Consider the following 14,882-nt stretch of genomic DNA (forward strand, 5'->3'; position numbering starts at 1 on the left):
TGGGGTCCTACGAGCTGCGACGAACCTCGAGCTCCTCGCCGACGGTGACGGTGAGCGATTCGGTCACGCAGTCCAGCCGTCCGTCGAGACGCAGTGAGACGTTGTATTCGCCCGGCTTGAGGTTGAACGTGGTGATGGTGATGCTGGTGGCGTTCTCGTCCACGATCACGCGGTGACTCAACGACAGCATTCCGTTGTGCAGAACCTCGCACATCTGACCCGGCAGCACGTTGTCCACGTGAACCGTGATGGTCTTCGGTCCGCCGAGAACCTCGATGGTGGGCTGCGGCGTGCTCGACCCGACGAGTCTGAGGTAACTCTTGTCTCTGCGCACGGCCTCGACTTCCCTGTTAGCGTGCTCCACCAGAAGGTGGACGTCCGACGTGGTCTCGTTGGTGCTTCGTGGCGCGATGGAAGACGGATTGGTTTCACACGTCGTCATCGGCCTCGACCCCGAGCCTCTCTTTACATCGGGGGCGCAATCGTCCGCGTTACGAACCCGCCTCCGACCAGCCCACCCACAGCCGCGAACATCCAGGGAATCTCGATGTCATCGGTCAGAACATACCTCTCGCTCCTCCGATCTGCGAGCGGACTGTTCGAAACGATATCTTTACGTATCCTTGCGCCCTGTAATACTCGGCGCGAGTGATCAAGGACACGAGAGTCAGTCCGTTTCCTCGAAGCCCTGTAGTTCGGCCTTCTCGGCGGCGAGCTCTGCTTTGCGTACCCGACGCTGCCTCAGCTTGACGATCACGATGGACACGCAGGCTCCTGCGGCCGCACCGGTTGCCAGACCCACCCACGTCGCCAGACTCCCGTCACCGAACGTGTCGAACAGTCGAACGATTGCACCGAGACTACCGACGAGGTAAAGAATGACGGCTATCGCGAGGCGCGGGCGGCGAAACTCCTGCGCGGAATACACCTCGACGCCCCTCGATCGGGCATATCCCTGCACTACCGTCGACGCGACGATCAACGCGAGCAGAATCCCCAACGCCACCCATGCTCCGGTCACGCCTGCCGCATAGGGCAAGACTGCGCCTACGATCAGCCCGATCCACAGCAGCGACTGGAATCCGACGGCCGAGGCCTCGTTCCATATGTCGCGTTGCAGCTCGTCGGCGTAGAACTCGTCGTCGAGGTCGCCGACGAATCGGGCTGCTCTGACGAATGCGTTCATGATTCTGCCTCTCCTTCGTTTCCGAACAGTGTTTCCACCGTCGTATCGAGTGCACGGGCCAATCGCAGCGCCAGGTAGACGCTCGGCGCATAGTCGCCGCCCTCGACGGAGACGATGCTCTGTCGGCTCACCCCGCAGATTTTGCCGAGTTCGGCCTGGGTGATCCGTGCCTGTTTGCGATGTGCGCGAACGTTGTTCGTTCCGGACATGCCGGAAAGTCAACTCTGCTTGTCATAAAATGTCAAGAGGAGTTGTCATCCTGCGGCATTTACGTCCACGTAACGCGGGAAACAGACTCGTGACCGCAGAACATACCGACGCAATAACTTCCCTTTACTGTTCGCAATCGCGAATACAACTCCGTATACAAAACCTCCGAAAGGGCCGTAGATGCCTGCTGTCTCGAAGCGCATGTCCTTCAAGCGCGTCATGGTCGTTCCCGCAGCGCTGGCTGCATTGAGCCTCGTTGCCACCGCCTGCGGAAGCAAGGCGAGCGATACCGCCTCTGCCGACGGCGGCGGCAGTTCTGCCGCCTCGTGTGTCGACACCTCCGGTGACACCATCAAGGTCGGCTCGCTCAACTCCCTGTCCGGCACCATGGCGATCAGCGAAGTGACGGTGCGTGATTCGATCGCACTGGCCGTCGAGCAGATCAACGCAGCGGGCGGCGTCAACGGCAAGCAGATCGAGGTCGTCGCCGAGGACGGCGCGTCCGAGCCGACGGTGTTCGCCGAGAAGGCCGAGAAGCTCATCAGCAGCGACTGTGTCGCAGCGGTTTTCGGTGGATGGACCTCGTCGAGCCGCAAGGCGATGCTGCCCGTGTTCGAGGACAACGACGCTCTCCTCTACTACCCCGTGCAGTACGAGGGACTCGAGGCGTCGGACAACATCTTCTACACCGGAGCCACCACCAACCAGCAGATCATTCCGGCCCTGGACTACCTCAAGGAACAGGGCGTCAAGTCCCTCTACCTCGTCGGTAGCGACTACGTCTTCCCGCAGACCGCCAACCGCGAGATCAAGGCCTACGCGGCCGCGAACGACATCGAGATCAAGGGCGAGGACTACACCCCGCTCGGCTCGACGGACTTCTCCACCATCGTCAACAAGGTCCGCTCGGCCGACGCGGACGCGGTGTTCAACACCCTCAACGGCGATTCCAACGTCGCGTTCTTCCGCGAGTACACCAACGCCGGCCTCAAAGCTGCTGACATGCCGGTCATCTCGGTCTCCATCGCCGAGGAAGAAGTCGCCGGCATCGGTGCGGCCAACATCGAGGGCCAGCTGACCGCCTGGAACTACTACCAGACCGTCGACAGCCCCGAGAACACCAAGTTCGTCGCCGACTACAAGGCGAAGTACGGTGCCGACAAGCCCACCTCGGACCCGATGGAAGCCGCGTACACCTCGGTCTACCTGTGGAAGAACACCGTCGAGAAGGCCGATTCCTTTGCCGTGGCGGACGTTCAGGCCGCGGCCGACGGAGTCAGCTTCGCCGCTCCCGAGGGCGAGGTCGTCATCGACGGCGACAACCACCACATCTCCAAGACCGCCCGCATCGGTGAGATCCGCGCCGACGGACTGATCTACACGGTGTGGGAGTCCCCCGAGCCCATCGCACCCGACCCGTTCCTCGAGACCTACGACTGGGCCTCCGACCTCAACTGACCACCACCCATGTGAGTGGAACTTCGTAGCCTGCTACGAAGTTCCACTCACATGCTCCGAAGGAGCTCCCCTATGGACGTCGTGATCGGACAGTTGTTCACCGGCCTGTCGATCGGATCCATTCTCTTGCTCGCCGCCCTCGGGCTCTCACTGACGTTCGGTCAGATGGGCGTCATCAACATGGCGCACGGCGAGTTCATCATGGCCGGTTCGTACACGGCCTACGTGGTGCAGCAGATCGTCTCCACCGGCGGCGCATCACTGTTCATCTCTCTGATCGTCGGCTTCCTCGTCGGCGGCGCCATGGGAGTGTTGTTGGAGGTCACGCTGATTCAGCGCATGTACCACCGACCACTCGACACTCTGCTCGTCACGTTCGGCGTCGGGCTCATCCTGCAGCAGCTCGCTCGCGACATCTTCGGGGCACCGGCGGTCAACGTCGTGTCCCCGGGTTGGCTGACCGGCGGCGTCGACATCCTCGGTGCCGTGGTGCCCAAGACCAGAATCTTCATCCTCGTCCTCGCGGTGGTCGCCGTTGTTGCGCTGTCGATCGCGCTGAAGAAGACCGCGATGGGTCGACGCATCCGCGCGGTGGTGCAGAACCGCGATCTCGCAGAGACCTCGGGTATCTCGAGCCGCAGGACCGACATCTCGACGTTCTTCCTCGGCTCCGGTCTCGCCGGCGTCGCCGGTGTCGCACTCACCCTGATCGGTTCCACCAGTTCCACTGTGGGACAGAGCTATCTGATCGACGCTTTCCTGGTGGTCGTCGTCGGCGGCCTCGGCCAGATCAAGGGCGCGGTCATCGCGGCCTTCGCTCTGGGAATTCTCAACTCGTTCATCGAGTACAGCACCACGGCGTCGATCGCCAAGGTCATCGTGTTCGTGCTCATCGTGATCTTCCTGCAGGCCCGACCGCAGGGCTTGTTCGCCGTCAAGACAAGGAGCCTGGTATGAGCGAGTTCATCGCCAAGCGCGGCGCTCTACTGGGATTCGCGCTCGCCGCGATTCTGTTGTTCGCCGTCGCTCCGGCCGTCCTCAGCGACTTCCGGCTGAACCTGCTGGGCAAGTTCATCTGCTACGCCATCGTGGCCGTCGGAATCGGATTGGCATGGGGCCGAGGCGGAATGCTCACCCTCGGTCAGGGTGTCTTCTTCGGTATCGGTGCCTACATCATGGCCATGCACCTGAAGATCTCCGACGCCGATCTCCGCGGCGACGACGTACCGGACTTCATGTCGATCGCCGGTATCCGTGAACTGCCCTCGTACTGGGTGCCGTTCACCTCGCCGATCACCACGATCCTGGGCATTCTGTTCGTGCCGGCCCTGGTGGCGCTGGTGCTCGGTCTCGGCGTGTTCAAGCGTCGGGTCAAGGGCGCGTACTTCGCGATCCTCAGCCAGGCACTGGCCGCAGCGTTCGCGATTCTGCTCATCGGCCAGCAGACCACCGGTGGATCCAACGGCCTCAACAGGTTCCGCACCTTCTTCGGGTTCAACCTCAACGACCCGGCCAACAAGCAGATGCTGTTCTTCATCGCTGCAGGCGTACTCCTCGTTGTCGTCGCTATCACCCGCCAGCTGATGTACTCGCGCTACGGCGAACTGTTGGTGGCGGTACGCGACCAGGAGGAGCGGGTGCGGTTCCTCGGCTACGACCCCGCCAACGTCAAGATCGTGGCCTACGTGGCGGCGGCGTTCTTCGCGGGTCTCGCAGGCGCGCTGTTCGTTCCGATCGTCGGCATCATCTCCCCCAACGACGTCGGCATCGTCCCGTCCATCGCGTTCCTCATCGGTGTCGCGATCGGCGGTCGTACCACCCTGCTCGGCCCGGTTCTCGGCGCGCTCGGCGTCGCCTGGGCTCAGACCACGCTGTCCGAGCAGTTCCCGTCCGGCTGGACGTACGCGCAGGGGCTGCTGTTCGTGGTGGTCGTCGGGTTCTTCCCGGCGGGTGTCGCCGGTGTGTTCGCGCTGCGCAAACGCAAGAAGCAACCCGATCCCCAACCCGAGTCGAGCGACGAGCCAGAGAAGGAACTCGCACGATGATCCACGTCGAAGGTCCACAACCCACGTTCGGCGGCAACGCCGGCATGTCGAGTCAGTACCTCGAAGTCCGAGACCTGACAGTCAGTTTCGACGGCTTCAAGGCCAACACCAACGTCGATCTGACGCTGATGCAGGGCGATCTGCGTTTCCTCATCGGGCCCAACGGCGCAGGCAAGACCACGCTGATCGACGCCATCACCGGCCTCGTCCCGGCGACCGGCTCGGTCACCAAATCCGGCGTGGAACTGCTCGGCAAGAAGGTGCATCAGATCGCCCGCCTGGGCATCGGCCGAACCTTCCAGACGGCCAGCATCTTCGAGAATCTGACGGTATTGCAGAACCTGGACATCGCCGCCGGGTCCGGTCGATCGGTGCTGACGATGTTGCGTCGTCGAGGATCGGTACTGCCGCAGATCGAGGAGGCTCTCGAGACCATCGGCCTGACGGCCGAGCGCGACAAGCCGGCAGGAATTCTCGCGCACGGTCAGAAGCAGTGGCTCGAGATCGGAATGCTGTTGGTGCAGAACGCCGACGTGCTGCTGCTCGACGAGCCGGTCGCCGGCATGAGTCACGAGGAACGTGAAGAGACGGGACAGCTGCTGCAGCGCATCGGCGGCGAGCGGACGGTGGTGGTGGTCGAGCACGACATGGACTTCATGCGCATGTTCGCCACCTCGGTGACGGTGTTGGCAGCCGGACGGGTCCTGGCCGAGGGCACGGTGGCCGAGGTGCAGGCGGATCCGAAGGTCCAGGAGGTCTATCTCGGTACCGCGGCTGCGGGCGAGGAACTCGATCAAATCGCAGAAGAGGGAGCCGGTCATGCTTGAATTGGTCGATGTGCGTACCGGTTACGGCCGCAGCGAAGTGATTCACGGTGCGTCGCTGACGGTTCCGGCCGACGGTGTCGCGGCGGTGATGGGACACAACGGTGCAGGCAAGACCACCCTGCTGCGGGCAGCGGTCGGGTTGCTCAAGGTCAATTCCGGCAAGGTCATGTTCGACGGCGAGGACGTGAGCGCGCTGCGCCCCAGCGCCCGGGTCGCCCGCGGGCTCGCCTATGTGCCGCAGGGCCAGCAGTCGTTCGGCCAGCTGACGACGGCCGAGAATCTGCAGGTGGTCGCCGACGGCCGCAAGCGCGGCAAGGCGCTGATCGACGAGGCACTCGATCTGTTTCCGGCATTGAAGGAATTGCTCGGTCGCAGAGCGGGATTGCTCTCGGGTGGGCAGCGCCAGCAGCTGGCGATCGCGAGGGCCCTGATCACCGAACCGCGAATGTTGATCCTGGACGAGCCCACCGAGGGTATCCAGCCGTCGGTGGTTGCCGAGATCGAACGCACCGTCATCGAACTCACTCGACGCGGCGGTCTCGGAGTGTTGTTGGTGGAGCAGCACATCGGCTTCGCTCTGGAGTCGGCGCAGAACTATTACATCCTCGAGGCCGGCCGCATCACGTCCACCGGCGTGGGCGGAGCCGAGTCCGAGGCGGACGTCCGCGCAGCCATGGCGATCTGACCGGACACATCGTGCCGCGCAAGGACCTTCGCGAGAAGGTCTATTCGTCACTGCGCCGGGATCTGATCTCCGGTGCCATCAGTTCCACCGAACGGCTCGGCGAGGAGCGTCTCGCCGAGCTGTACGGTGTCTCGCGCACTCCGGTGCGTGAGGCCTTGGCCAGATTGCAGGCCGATGGTCTCGTCACTCGCGACGACGCCGGGCTGCACGCCTATCGTCCGCGACTGAGCGACCTGCCCGATCTGTACGAGCTTCGCTCCACTCTCGAGGCTCGCGGCATCACGCGCTCGACATCCCAGTCCGTCGACCGGGCGTCGCTGTCGAACCTGTTGGACACCTGGATCGGTTTGCGGGACGACCCTCCCGGCACCACCGACGATCTGGTGTCCCTGGACGAGAACTTTCACGTCACCTTGCTGGCCGCGTCGGGTAATCCGGCTCTGACCGAGGCGCTGTGCACCGTGAACGCCAAGGTACGTCCGGTTCGGATACTCGGCGGACTCGACGCCGCAGCCGTGGTCTCGGCGATCGATCAACACATCGACATCGTCGAACGCGTGCTCGCCGGGACCCTGGACTCGGCACTGGAACTGCTACTCGCCCATATCGATTCCTCACGCGATCGAGTGGTCGCGCGGGCGCAGCAGGCGGCGGCGCTGGCCGGCGCGGTCCGGATCTGATGCGTCAGCCGCGACCCGAGAGAATCCGATCGATGTCGTCGAGCACGGTCTGCCCACCCATCGGCCCGACCCCGGTGATCCAGTAGGACATGTCCACCGCGTGTGGGTTCGGCAGGATCGCTGCGTTTGCGGTGATCGACGCCGGAATTGCCGCGGGGTCCGACGGGTCGGTGGCGGTGACGACGATCAGATCCGCTGCCGCCTGGGCAGCCAGCTCGGGCGAGAGGTCGACCGAGATCTCGTCCGCCCATTCCGGCCGCGGCGGAGTGGTGAAGCCGGCACATTCGAGGGTGCTCCCGGCGAACGACGACGGCCCGTACAGGGTCAGCTCACCGTTGCGCGGCCTGATGAGTTGTGCCGTCTGCCCGGCAGTATCGAATTCCTCGGCGATCTCCGCACACCGGTCGTCGTAGGCGGTGAGCAGTTCCTCGGCGTCGTTCTCCTTGCCGAGAGTGCGCCCGACGAACCTGACGTTCTCGCGCCACGGATCGGACTGGGATGCCATGAACACCGTCGGTGCAATGGCGGCGAGTTGGTCGTAGTACTCGGCGTGCCGAGTCTGCGTGCCCAGGATCAGATCTGGTTGCAGGGCCGCGATGTCCTCGATGGTCGGTTCGGCAACCGTACCGACGGTCGCGATGTTCGCCGCTTCGGTACCGAGGTACGACGGCACGCCGCTGGTCTCGCTGAGCACGGCGGTGCCGACGGGCATTACGCCGAGGGCGACGGTGGTGTCGAGCTCGACCGGCTCGAGGGTGACGATGCGCAGCGGGGTCTCGGGAACGTCGACCGTTCCCCGGACGGTCTCGATCGATCTCGTGGCGCCGCCTGCGCTGTCGGGGGCGGCGTCGGTGGACGAGCACGCCGTCGCAGTCACTCCGAGGGCGGCGATGGTGAGCGCGAGGGCCGTGATGCGGGCATGGGACTTCGTCAAGGGTCCTCCGAGGAAGATTTGTGCTGGATGACAAAAGGGTAGCCTAGCCTTCTACGCCCCGGTGACGTGCGGCCGGGCAGTCGGTACGGTGTGGCTGTGACCACACCACGCATTCCGTCCGGTACCGCCAGAACCCTCGGGCCCATCAACTGGGTCATCTGCAAGGTGATCGCCAAGGGTGCGGGGGTGCCCAATCCTCACTTGTTCACCACCCTCGGGCGCACCGGTGGGCTGTATCGGGCATGGCTGTTCTACAGCGGCCACCTGATGCCCGGCGGGAAGATCTCACGCAAGGAAACCGAAATGGTGATCCTGCGCGTGGCGCACCTGCGCGATTCCGCGTACGAGATGGACCATCACATCCGGCTGGGCAAGCGGGCGGGCATCGACCGGGATCTGCTCGAGCTGATCAAGACCGGACCGGACGCACCGGGACTGTCGACGCGGTATCGGACCATCCTCGCTGCGGTCGACGAACTCATCGCCACCAAAATTCTCTCCGACGCGACCTGGAATCAACTCGCCACCCAGTTCGACGAGCGACGACTCATCGAATTCGTCCTGCTGGTCACTCAATACGACGGCCTGGCAACCACTCTCGGCGTTCTGCGGGTGGAGCGGGACTACGGCGACCGGCCTCCGCGACCATGATCGACTCTGCCGAGACCGCATTGCACCGCGCACTAGAGATGATCGAGCCCGAGGTGCTGCGGGGGCTGGCGCGCACCGACGGCGGGTACGTCGAACTCTTACCGAACGTGCCCGCACCGAATCCGTCGCCGGCCAGCATTGCGATGAACAACCGCGTGGTGGCGGCGATCTACGAGCAGGTGTGGCGCCCGTTCGGTGTATCGATGATGGGCGTCGCCGGCATGTCCATGTCGGAAGAGCGCGCGAAAGCCGTTGCCGACCTTCGATTGAACGGCCCGCAACGGGTACTCGATGTCGCATGCGGGCCGGGCAATTTCACCAGGTTCCTCTCGGGGGCTCTCACCGGTGACGGGCTCGCCGTCGGGTTCGACATCTCCGAGGCGATGATCGCCCGCGCCGTGCGAGACAACCGTGGCCCCCGCGCAGCGTACGTGCGGGGAGATGCCGCCCGACTGCCCTATGCCGACGGCGCGTTCGACGCCGTGTGCTGCTACGCCGCCCTGTATCTCGTTCCGCAGCCGATGACGGTGCTGGACGAGCTGATTCGCGTCGTGCGCCCGGGTGGACGCATCGCGATCATGACCAGCTGTGAGCCTCGCCCGGCACCGCTGGGTACCGTCGTCGGCTTCGGAACCGGCCTGGCCGGTGTGAGGATGTTCCCGAAGAACCTGTTCGTCGACGTATTCGAGGCGTCGGGACTGACCGAAGTCCAGCAGGACGTCCGGGGGCTGGCCCAGTTCGTCAGTGCCACGAAACAGTAACGGGCAGAGACGAACCGGACGACCCCAATTCAGCCGGCCGGTGGGGTCATCTTCTCGCGGCCTTCTTGCCGGCTGCCGCCCCGAGGCGATTGAGCGGTGCGACCAAGTCCTGGTACCGCGGACCGAAGACGCGCGGAATCGCGTCGAACACACGGGCATCGGGGCCGATCAGCACCCGGGGCTTGTTTCGCTCGACGCCTGCGAGTATCACCTTGGCGGCTCGCGTCGGGGTGGTGAGCGCGATTTGCTGGAAGCGGCGCGAGGCCTCGTCCGGGGTGCCGAGATCGTCCATTCCGCGGGCGTTGGCCACGATGTTGGTCTTGATGCCGCCCGGGTGAACGCACGTCACTCCGACGGGATGTCGGGCGACCTTCATCTCCTGACGCAACGCCTCGGTGAAGCCTCGAACGGCGAACTTCGCCGAGTTGTACGCGCTCTGGCCGGGAATACCCATCAGGCCGAACACGCTCGAGACGTTGACGAGGTGGCCGTTACCGGAATCGATCAACGCCGGCAGAAAAGCTTTGGTGCCGTTGGCCACTCCCCAGAAGTCGATGTTCATGACCCACTCGAAATCGTCCCAGGTCATGTCCACCACGTCGGCACCCAATGCGACACCGGCATTGTTGGCGACGAAGTTGACCCGACCGAAATCTGCGATGACGGCGTCGGCATGCGAGTAGACCGCAGCCCGGTCCGATACGTCCAACTGGTACGGCACCGTCCTGGCCCCGATCTTCTCGCACAGGACCACGGTCTCGCCCAGTCCTTCTCCGTCGATATCGGACAGCGCGAGTTGTGCTCCACGGTTCGCCAGATTCAGCGCGAGCGCCCGACCGATCCCCGAACCTGCACCGGATACGACGGCTACCTTGTTCTCGAAATTCTTCATGTCCGCACTTCTTCCGCGTTCTGCTTGTCGGTACCGGCTCCGGTCGGGAGCAGGGATTGATACTCGGCCGGGTCGAACTTCTCCGTGCCGAGCCAGTGACTCCTCATCGCCGATCGTTCGGCGGCACGACTCCGGTCAGCCTCCACAGCGCCGCGGTGACGGTGCCGTCGAGCATGCCGGCCGACTGCAGGAAGGCGACGGTGTTCGCGGAGTCCCGTCGTCGGATCTCCACTCGTCGACGCCGCGACGCGAACGCGCCCCGAACGGGGCCGATGCCGATGGAGCGGTACACCTCGAACGACACACCGAGACGGAGAATCACGTTGGCCAGGACGGCCAGGAGGACGCGGTTGTACGCGCGCGCCACTGCATTCGACTTGCTCTGAGCTGCAACCACTTCCGAGCGGGCGAAGGCAAAACGGTCGGCACTCTCGAGCCGGTGGATCTTCACCGCCTGCCGAACGTGGGGTTCGATGCCGGGATCCGTCACCGCAGCGGCCATCGACCGGGAGAAGGTCTCCTCGACCAGCAGGGTGGATGCGTGCGACGCCGCACCGAGCGGCAGGAAGCCCAACAGTTTGACGGCAGTGGTCGTGCCCCGTGGCGGTTTGTAGGGAGCCAGGTCCGTGGCGCGCACCAGCCGTCCGAAGGTGATCGTGGTTCGTGAACTGCCCGCGACCTCGTCGAATGCATTGCGAGACGCAGCGCTGTTGAGCCCCTCCTCCGCTGCCCGCCTGAGTTGGTTACCGGTCAGCATCGCCGTCAGGTACGCCACCGTGCTCCATCTGCTCACCGCCTCGTGCAGGGCCAGGGTGCGCTTGTCCTGCTGGGCCAGCCTCGCCCACAGCCGAGTGCCGTGCAACGTCACCGAATCGAGGGGAAGTGCGAAATCATCACTCTGCCAGGGGGATTCCCAGTCGATATCGACATGGGGATCGTACTGCACCGCCGACGATCTCGGACTCATGCCAGATCGTCCGGCATGGCGCGGGTCATCTTCCACAGGCGACGGGTGACGACACCGTCGCACATTCCGGCGTCGGCGAAGAAGCGGATCATGGGCTCGGAGAAGAACTGCATGTTGGTCTTGTAGGTGGGGCTGGCCATCGCGGTGACGATTCCGCGAATCGGGTTGATACCGACGGATCTGTACACCTTGGGGTTGATGAGGGCCAAGTACGTGAAATTGGCGATCGTCGCGAGGATGACGCGGTGGACGGCACGGTTCACCCGGTTCGTCGCGTTCATCGCGCGCACCATTTCCTCACGCGCGTAAGTGATGTGACGTGATTCTTCGATGACGTGGATTCGCATCATCTGGCGTAGGTGCGGCTGCATCTCGGGATCGTTCTGGGCTTCCCGCTGCGCCCGATCGAGCACCTCTTCGATGAGCAGCACTCCACCGTAGGTTGCCGGTCCCAGCGGCAGAAATTGCCCCAACTTGCCCATGAGCAGGGCGGGTTTGGGCATCAGATACGGAGTCAGCCCGGTCTTCTCGATCAGCTTCCCGAACATGATCGAATGGCGGGATTCCTCGCCGATCTCGGCTATCGAATACAACGAATGATCGGAGAACGTGCCTCTGCCGAAGACTCGCAGCAGGTTCGCACTGAGCATCCCTTCGGCGTAGATCCCGAACGAGAGAATGCTGACGATCTCGTGCCGGCCCAGTTCGCGACGCTGCTCTTCGGTCAGCTTGTCCCACAACCTGGTTCGGTAGAGCGAGATGCGGTGCTCGGGCATCCATCGAAGGCCTTCGACCACCGGAGAATCCCAGTCGATGTCGACTTCGGCGTCGTAGAACTTGTTGGCAGTCGACTTCAGCAGCCGACGCGCGGTCTTGTCCCGTGGTCCCACCGTCCGCGCCCGCGCCGCAGACAAGTCCTCGGTCGCCAACCTGGTCGACGGCCTTGCCGCCGCAAACCCCGAGCCATCCACTCCGTCACCGAACAGTGCACGCTTCACAACCGATCCCCCCTCGCGATCGACGACTCCCCCGAGACCACATCTATCCGAAACTCACGGTAGCCAGTACCGGCGGTAGTAGGTAATGTACGAAGTGTGGTTCAAGTCACCGGACGTGTCAACCCCGAGAAGGGGCGGCGCTCGACACCGTGCAAGAAGATCGATGCGCGCACCGAACGCTGGCGTGAGCACCGGCTCGCGGTGCGACGAGAGTTCGTCGCCGCCGCTCTGGTCGCCATCGATCAGCACGGTCCGAACGTCAGCATGGGCGACATCGCGAAGGCTGCGGGCACCGCCAAGCCCAAGCTGTATCGGCATTTCGCCGACCGGTCCGATCTCTACGCCGCAATAGTCGAGCACGTCCAGACAATGCTGTGGGAGACCACCATGAGCACGGTGGACCTGCTCGAGGATTCGGTCACCGAGCTCATCGATCGCAGTGCCGCCGGCTATGCCTCGGTGGTCGCAGACCACCCCAACCTGTTTCGGTTCCTCGTCCACGGCCACTTTCTGGCCCGCACGAGCGGCCGAAAGTCGGAGGCGTCGTCGTCGGACCCGGCGTTGGAGTCCGCGCGTGCCGCATCCGACAGCGTGGCGCGAGCCCTTGCCGACGCCGTCCGAGGACCGGGCGTCGACACCGCGACGGTGGAGATGATCTCGTACTCGACGTTCGGTGCCGTGGCAACTGCGACGGACTGGTGGCTCGGAGGTTCGGACGACCATCGGCCCGCCATGTCCATCGACGCATTCACCACACATCTGGCCGCCATCGTGCGCGGTCTCGTCGAGTCCTCGTGTGCACTCACCGGCATCGACATCCGAACCGATCGACCCCTGCACGATGCGTTCGTTCGCGAGGAAGGAAACGAGAACCTGTGAGCGACCTTTCCGGAAAGCCCGACTACCGAGGCCCGGCAGTGCTGGCGTTCGACACCCCAGCAGCCGAGTTCGAGGTGCAGATCGATCTACGCGGGCACTCTCAACCCATCGACGGCATCTTTCGTTGGTACGGCCGCGTCCGGCCGCACCAAGAGCTGCGAGAGTTCATGGACGCTGCAGGCAGCAGCCGCAAGGGCCGGCTCAGCACCGACAGCGGCGAGGCGTCCGTACTGGTGAGCGACGTGGACTTCTGGGGCCGATATCGCCTGCAAGGCACAGGAATGCCGCCGTATCCCGTCGAGCCCGAGACCGACCCGAACAGCGACGTCGGTGCCATCGATGCGGGTACGCCCTCTCCCGAATCCCTGGCTCTGCAACGTGCTCTGGCACTGATCGAACCTGCCGAGTTGCGCGGCACCGCCGACACGACCGACGGCTACGTGGAGCTGCTGGGCGGCACGCCCGCACCCTCGCCGACTGCTGCGAGTCGAGCCATGAACAACCCGGTGGTCGCGTCCATCTACGAAAAGCTGTGGCGGCCCGCCGGTGTCGCCATGATGGGGGTCGGCGGCATCTCGATGTCCGCCGACCGCGCCAAGGCCGCGGCGGACCTGCGACTGTCCGGAGACATGAGAGTGCTGGACGTCGCCTCGGGGCCAGGAAATTTCACCAGGTACCTCTCGAACCACCTCAGCGGAGAGGGTGTCGCCGTCGGGTTCGACATTTCCGAACAGATGATCCGCCGCGCCGTTCGAGACAACCGCGGGCCTCATGCCGCCTACGTGCGGGGAGACGCACGAACGCTGCCGTTCGCAGACAACACGTTCGACGCCGTATGTTGCTTTGCCGCACTGTATCTGATCCCGCAACCGCTCGACGTGGTCGAGGAACTCGTCCGTGTTCTGCGACCGGGCGGCCGCATCGCGATCATGACCAGCTACGGCCGCAGCGCCGCCCCGGTCAAGTCGGTGCTCGGTGCCGTATCGGGGCGTCTCGGCGTGCGCATGTTCGAGAAGGACCAGTTCACGTCGATCTTCTCGGCCGGCGGCATGACCGAGATCGAGCAGGAGGTACGCGGCCTCGCGCAGTTCGTCAGCGCTACCAATGCCCGCGCAACGGAGCGGATCTAGGTCTTGGGACCGTAGTCGCTGACGATCCACTGACCGTCCTGGTCGGTGACCGTCACCAGCAGGAGATTGGGAACGTTGCCGGGGTCGGGCTGCTGTACGTTCTGTGTCGTCTGCTGGGCGAACACCGCCACCTTGTACTCTCCACCGGATTCGGAATCGATTGCCGCTGAAAGAACCTCACCGGTCGCCACCACCTGGGACTCGTTCATGATCGCGGTGAGTGCTTCCCGGACACCGTCGTACCTGTCCTGCAGTGACTGCGACGCCCCTTGGTCGACTCCTTCGAAGAAGGCGTCGAGGTTGCGGTAGTCGTACGTCAACGACCGTGCGGTGTACTCGGTGGCCGTGTTCAGCGCCATCTGCCGGTCCTGCTCGTGTGCACGTTCGGCTGCCAGATCACCTGCCGCAGAATGCCACAGCACGCCGAACACCACCGCCAGCACTGCCCCCGGTACGGCCGCACCCACGACGGACCACCGGATACGGCGTCGCCGCTCGGGGTTCTCGGGCGCAGTCGCTGTCTTGTCCTCGGGTACTGCTTCTGTCTTCTTTTCGGATGCATCTACTTCGACCATGAGG

At 64.2% G+C, this 14,882-nt stretch carries 18 protein-coding genes; 10 read left to right on the forward strand and 8 right to left on the reverse strand.

Annotation, left to right across the window (positions count from 1 at the left end):
• Positions 1-7 precede the first annotated feature (7 nt).
• The 3 genes from AB0362_RS08945 to AB0362_RS08955 all read right to left on the reverse strand — a co-directional run bounded on the left by AB0362_RS08945 (position 8) and on the right by AB0362_RS08955 (position 1,395).
• Positions 8-334 carry a hypothetical protein gene (locus AB0362_RS08945; protein ID WP_366235466.1) on the reverse strand — a complete coding sequence of 109 codons (327 nt, stop codon included), beginning with the start codon at positions 332-334 and terminating at the stop codon, positions 8-10.
• A gap of 333 nt (positions 335-667) precedes the next feature.
• Positions 668-1,186, reverse strand: coding sequence for a hypothetical protein (locus tag AB0362_RS08950; protein ID WP_317810307.1), 519 nt, complete (start codon positions 1,184-1,186; stop codon positions 668-670).
• Positions 1,183-1,395 (reverse strand): helix-turn-helix transcriptional regulator, encoded by a 213-nt coding sequence (locus tag AB0362_RS08955; RefSeq protein WP_068046235.1) that lies wholly within the window; start codon positions 1,393-1,395, stop codon positions 1,183-1,185. Before AB0362_RS08955 ends, AB0362_RS08950 begins: the two co-directional genes overlap by 4 nt.
• 181 nt (positions 1,396-1,576) lie before the next feature.
• Here AB0362_RS08955 and urtA point away from each other — a divergent pair, with 181 nt between their 5' ends.
• From urtA to AB0362_RS08985, 6 genes are all read left to right on the forward strand, one after another.
• On the forward strand, positions 1,577-2,854 hold the full coding sequence (gene urtA / locus AB0362_RS08960) for an urea ABC transporter substrate-binding protein (protein ID WP_149406616.1): 1,278 nt from the start codon (positions 1,577-1,579) through the stop codon (positions 2,852-2,854).
• A 72-nt stretch (positions 2,855-2,926) separates the two neighbouring features.
• A complete protein-coding gene (gene urtB, locus AB0362_RS08965) occupies positions 2,927-3,811 on the forward strand; it encodes an urea ABC transporter permease subunit UrtB (RefSeq protein ID WP_037186827.1) in 885 nt (294 codons plus the stop codon).
• Positions 3,808-4,899, forward strand: a complete 1,092-nt coding sequence (gene urtC / locus AB0362_RS08970) for an urea ABC transporter permease subunit UrtC (protein WP_094687888.1) — start codon at positions 3,808-3,810, stop codon at positions 4,897-4,899. Before urtB ends, urtC begins: the two co-directional genes overlap by 4 nt.
• Positions 4,896-5,726 carry an urea ABC transporter ATP-binding protein UrtD gene (gene urtD / locus AB0362_RS08975; RefSeq protein WP_094613984.1) on the forward strand — a complete coding sequence of 277 codons (831 nt, stop codon included), beginning with the start codon at positions 4,896-4,898 and terminating at the stop codon, positions 5,724-5,726. The genes urtC and urtD overlap by 4 nt, the downstream gene beginning before the upstream one ends.
• Positions 5,719-6,411, forward strand: a complete 693-nt coding sequence (gene urtE / locus AB0362_RS08980) for an urea ABC transporter ATP-binding subunit UrtE (RefSeq protein ID WP_317548368.1) — start codon at positions 5,719-5,721, stop codon at positions 6,409-6,411. The genes urtD and urtE overlap by 8 nt, the downstream gene beginning before the upstream one ends.
• Positions 6,412-6,422: 11 nt before the next feature.
• A complete protein-coding gene (locus AB0362_RS08985; protein ID WP_317784520.1) occupies positions 6,423-7,091 on the forward strand; it encodes a GntR family transcriptional regulator in 669 nt (222 codons plus the stop codon).
• Positions 7,092-7,095: 4 nt separating this feature from the next.
• Here the strand turns inward: AB0362_RS08985 and AB0362_RS08990 are convergent, their stop codons facing one another.
• On the reverse strand, positions 7,096-8,025 hold the full coding sequence (locus AB0362_RS08990) for an iron-siderophore ABC transporter substrate-binding protein (RefSeq protein WP_317810308.1): 930 nt from the start codon (positions 8,023-8,025) through the stop codon (positions 7,096-7,098).
• 90 nt (positions 8,026-8,115) lie between these two features.
• On the opposite strand from AB0362_RS08990, the gene AB0362_RS08995 reads away from it, so the two are divergent.
• Together AB0362_RS08995 and AB0362_RS09000 are read left to right on the forward strand one after the other, a co-directional pair.
• Complete coding sequence (locus AB0362_RS08995; protein WP_317810310.1) at positions 8,116-8,676, forward strand: carboxymuconolactone decarboxylase family protein; 561 nt, start codon at positions 8,116-8,118, stop codon at positions 8,674-8,676.
• Positions 8,673-9,437 (forward strand): methyltransferase domain-containing protein, encoded by a 765-nt coding sequence (locus AB0362_RS09000; RefSeq protein ID WP_317810311.1) that lies wholly within the window; start codon positions 8,673-8,675, stop codon positions 9,435-9,437. Before AB0362_RS08995 ends, AB0362_RS09000 begins: the two co-directional genes overlap by 4 nt.
• Positions 9,438-9,483: 46 nt before the next feature.
• Here AB0362_RS09000 and AB0362_RS09005 read toward each other — a convergent pair whose 3' ends face one another.
• The 3 genes from AB0362_RS09005 to AB0362_RS09015 all read right to left on the reverse strand — a co-directional run bounded on the left by AB0362_RS09005 (position 9,484) and on the right by AB0362_RS09015 (position 12,225).
• Complete coding sequence (locus AB0362_RS09005; RefSeq protein ID WP_317810312.1) at positions 9,484-10,329, reverse strand: SDR family NAD(P)-dependent oxidoreductase; 846 nt, start codon at positions 10,327-10,329, stop codon at positions 9,484-9,486.
• 103 nt (positions 10,330-10,432) lie between these two features.
• A complete protein-coding gene (locus tag AB0362_RS09010; RefSeq protein WP_317784516.1) occupies positions 10,433-11,296 on the reverse strand; it encodes a diiron oxygenase in 864 nt (287 codons plus the stop codon).
• Entirely contained in the window at positions 11,293-12,225 is a 933-nt protein-coding gene (locus tag AB0362_RS09015; protein ID WP_366235624.1) for a diiron oxygenase, read from the reverse strand. The genes AB0362_RS09010 and AB0362_RS09015 overlap by 4 nt, the downstream gene beginning before the upstream one ends.
• 165 nt (positions 12,226-12,390) lie before the next feature.
• On the opposite strand from AB0362_RS09015, the gene AB0362_RS09020 reads away from it, so the two are divergent.
• Together AB0362_RS09020 and AB0362_RS09025 are read left to right on the forward strand one after the other, a co-directional pair.
• Entirely contained in the window at positions 12,391-13,173 is a 783-nt protein-coding gene (locus AB0362_RS09020; protein WP_366235467.1) for a TetR/AcrR family transcriptional regulator, read from the forward strand.
• Complete coding sequence (locus AB0362_RS09025; RefSeq protein WP_366235468.1) at positions 13,170-14,303, forward strand: DUF4873 domain-containing protein; 1,134 nt, start codon at positions 13,170-13,172, stop codon at positions 14,301-14,303. Before AB0362_RS09020 ends, AB0362_RS09025 begins: the two co-directional genes overlap by 4 nt.
• Here AB0362_RS09025 and AB0362_RS09030 read toward each other — a convergent pair.
• A complete protein-coding gene (locus tag AB0362_RS09030; RefSeq protein ID WP_366235469.1) occupies positions 14,300-14,878 on the reverse strand; it encodes a hypothetical protein in 579 nt (192 codons plus the stop codon). The two genes, AB0362_RS09025 and AB0362_RS09030, sit on opposite strands and share 4 nt — an antisense overlap.
• Between the last annotated feature and the right edge of the window lie 4 nt (positions 14,879-14,882).

The organism is Rhodococcus sp. NPDC079359, from assembly GCF_040702585.1.
GTDB lineage: Bacteria > Actinomycetota > Actinomycetes > Mycobacteriales > Mycobacteriaceae > Rhodococcoides.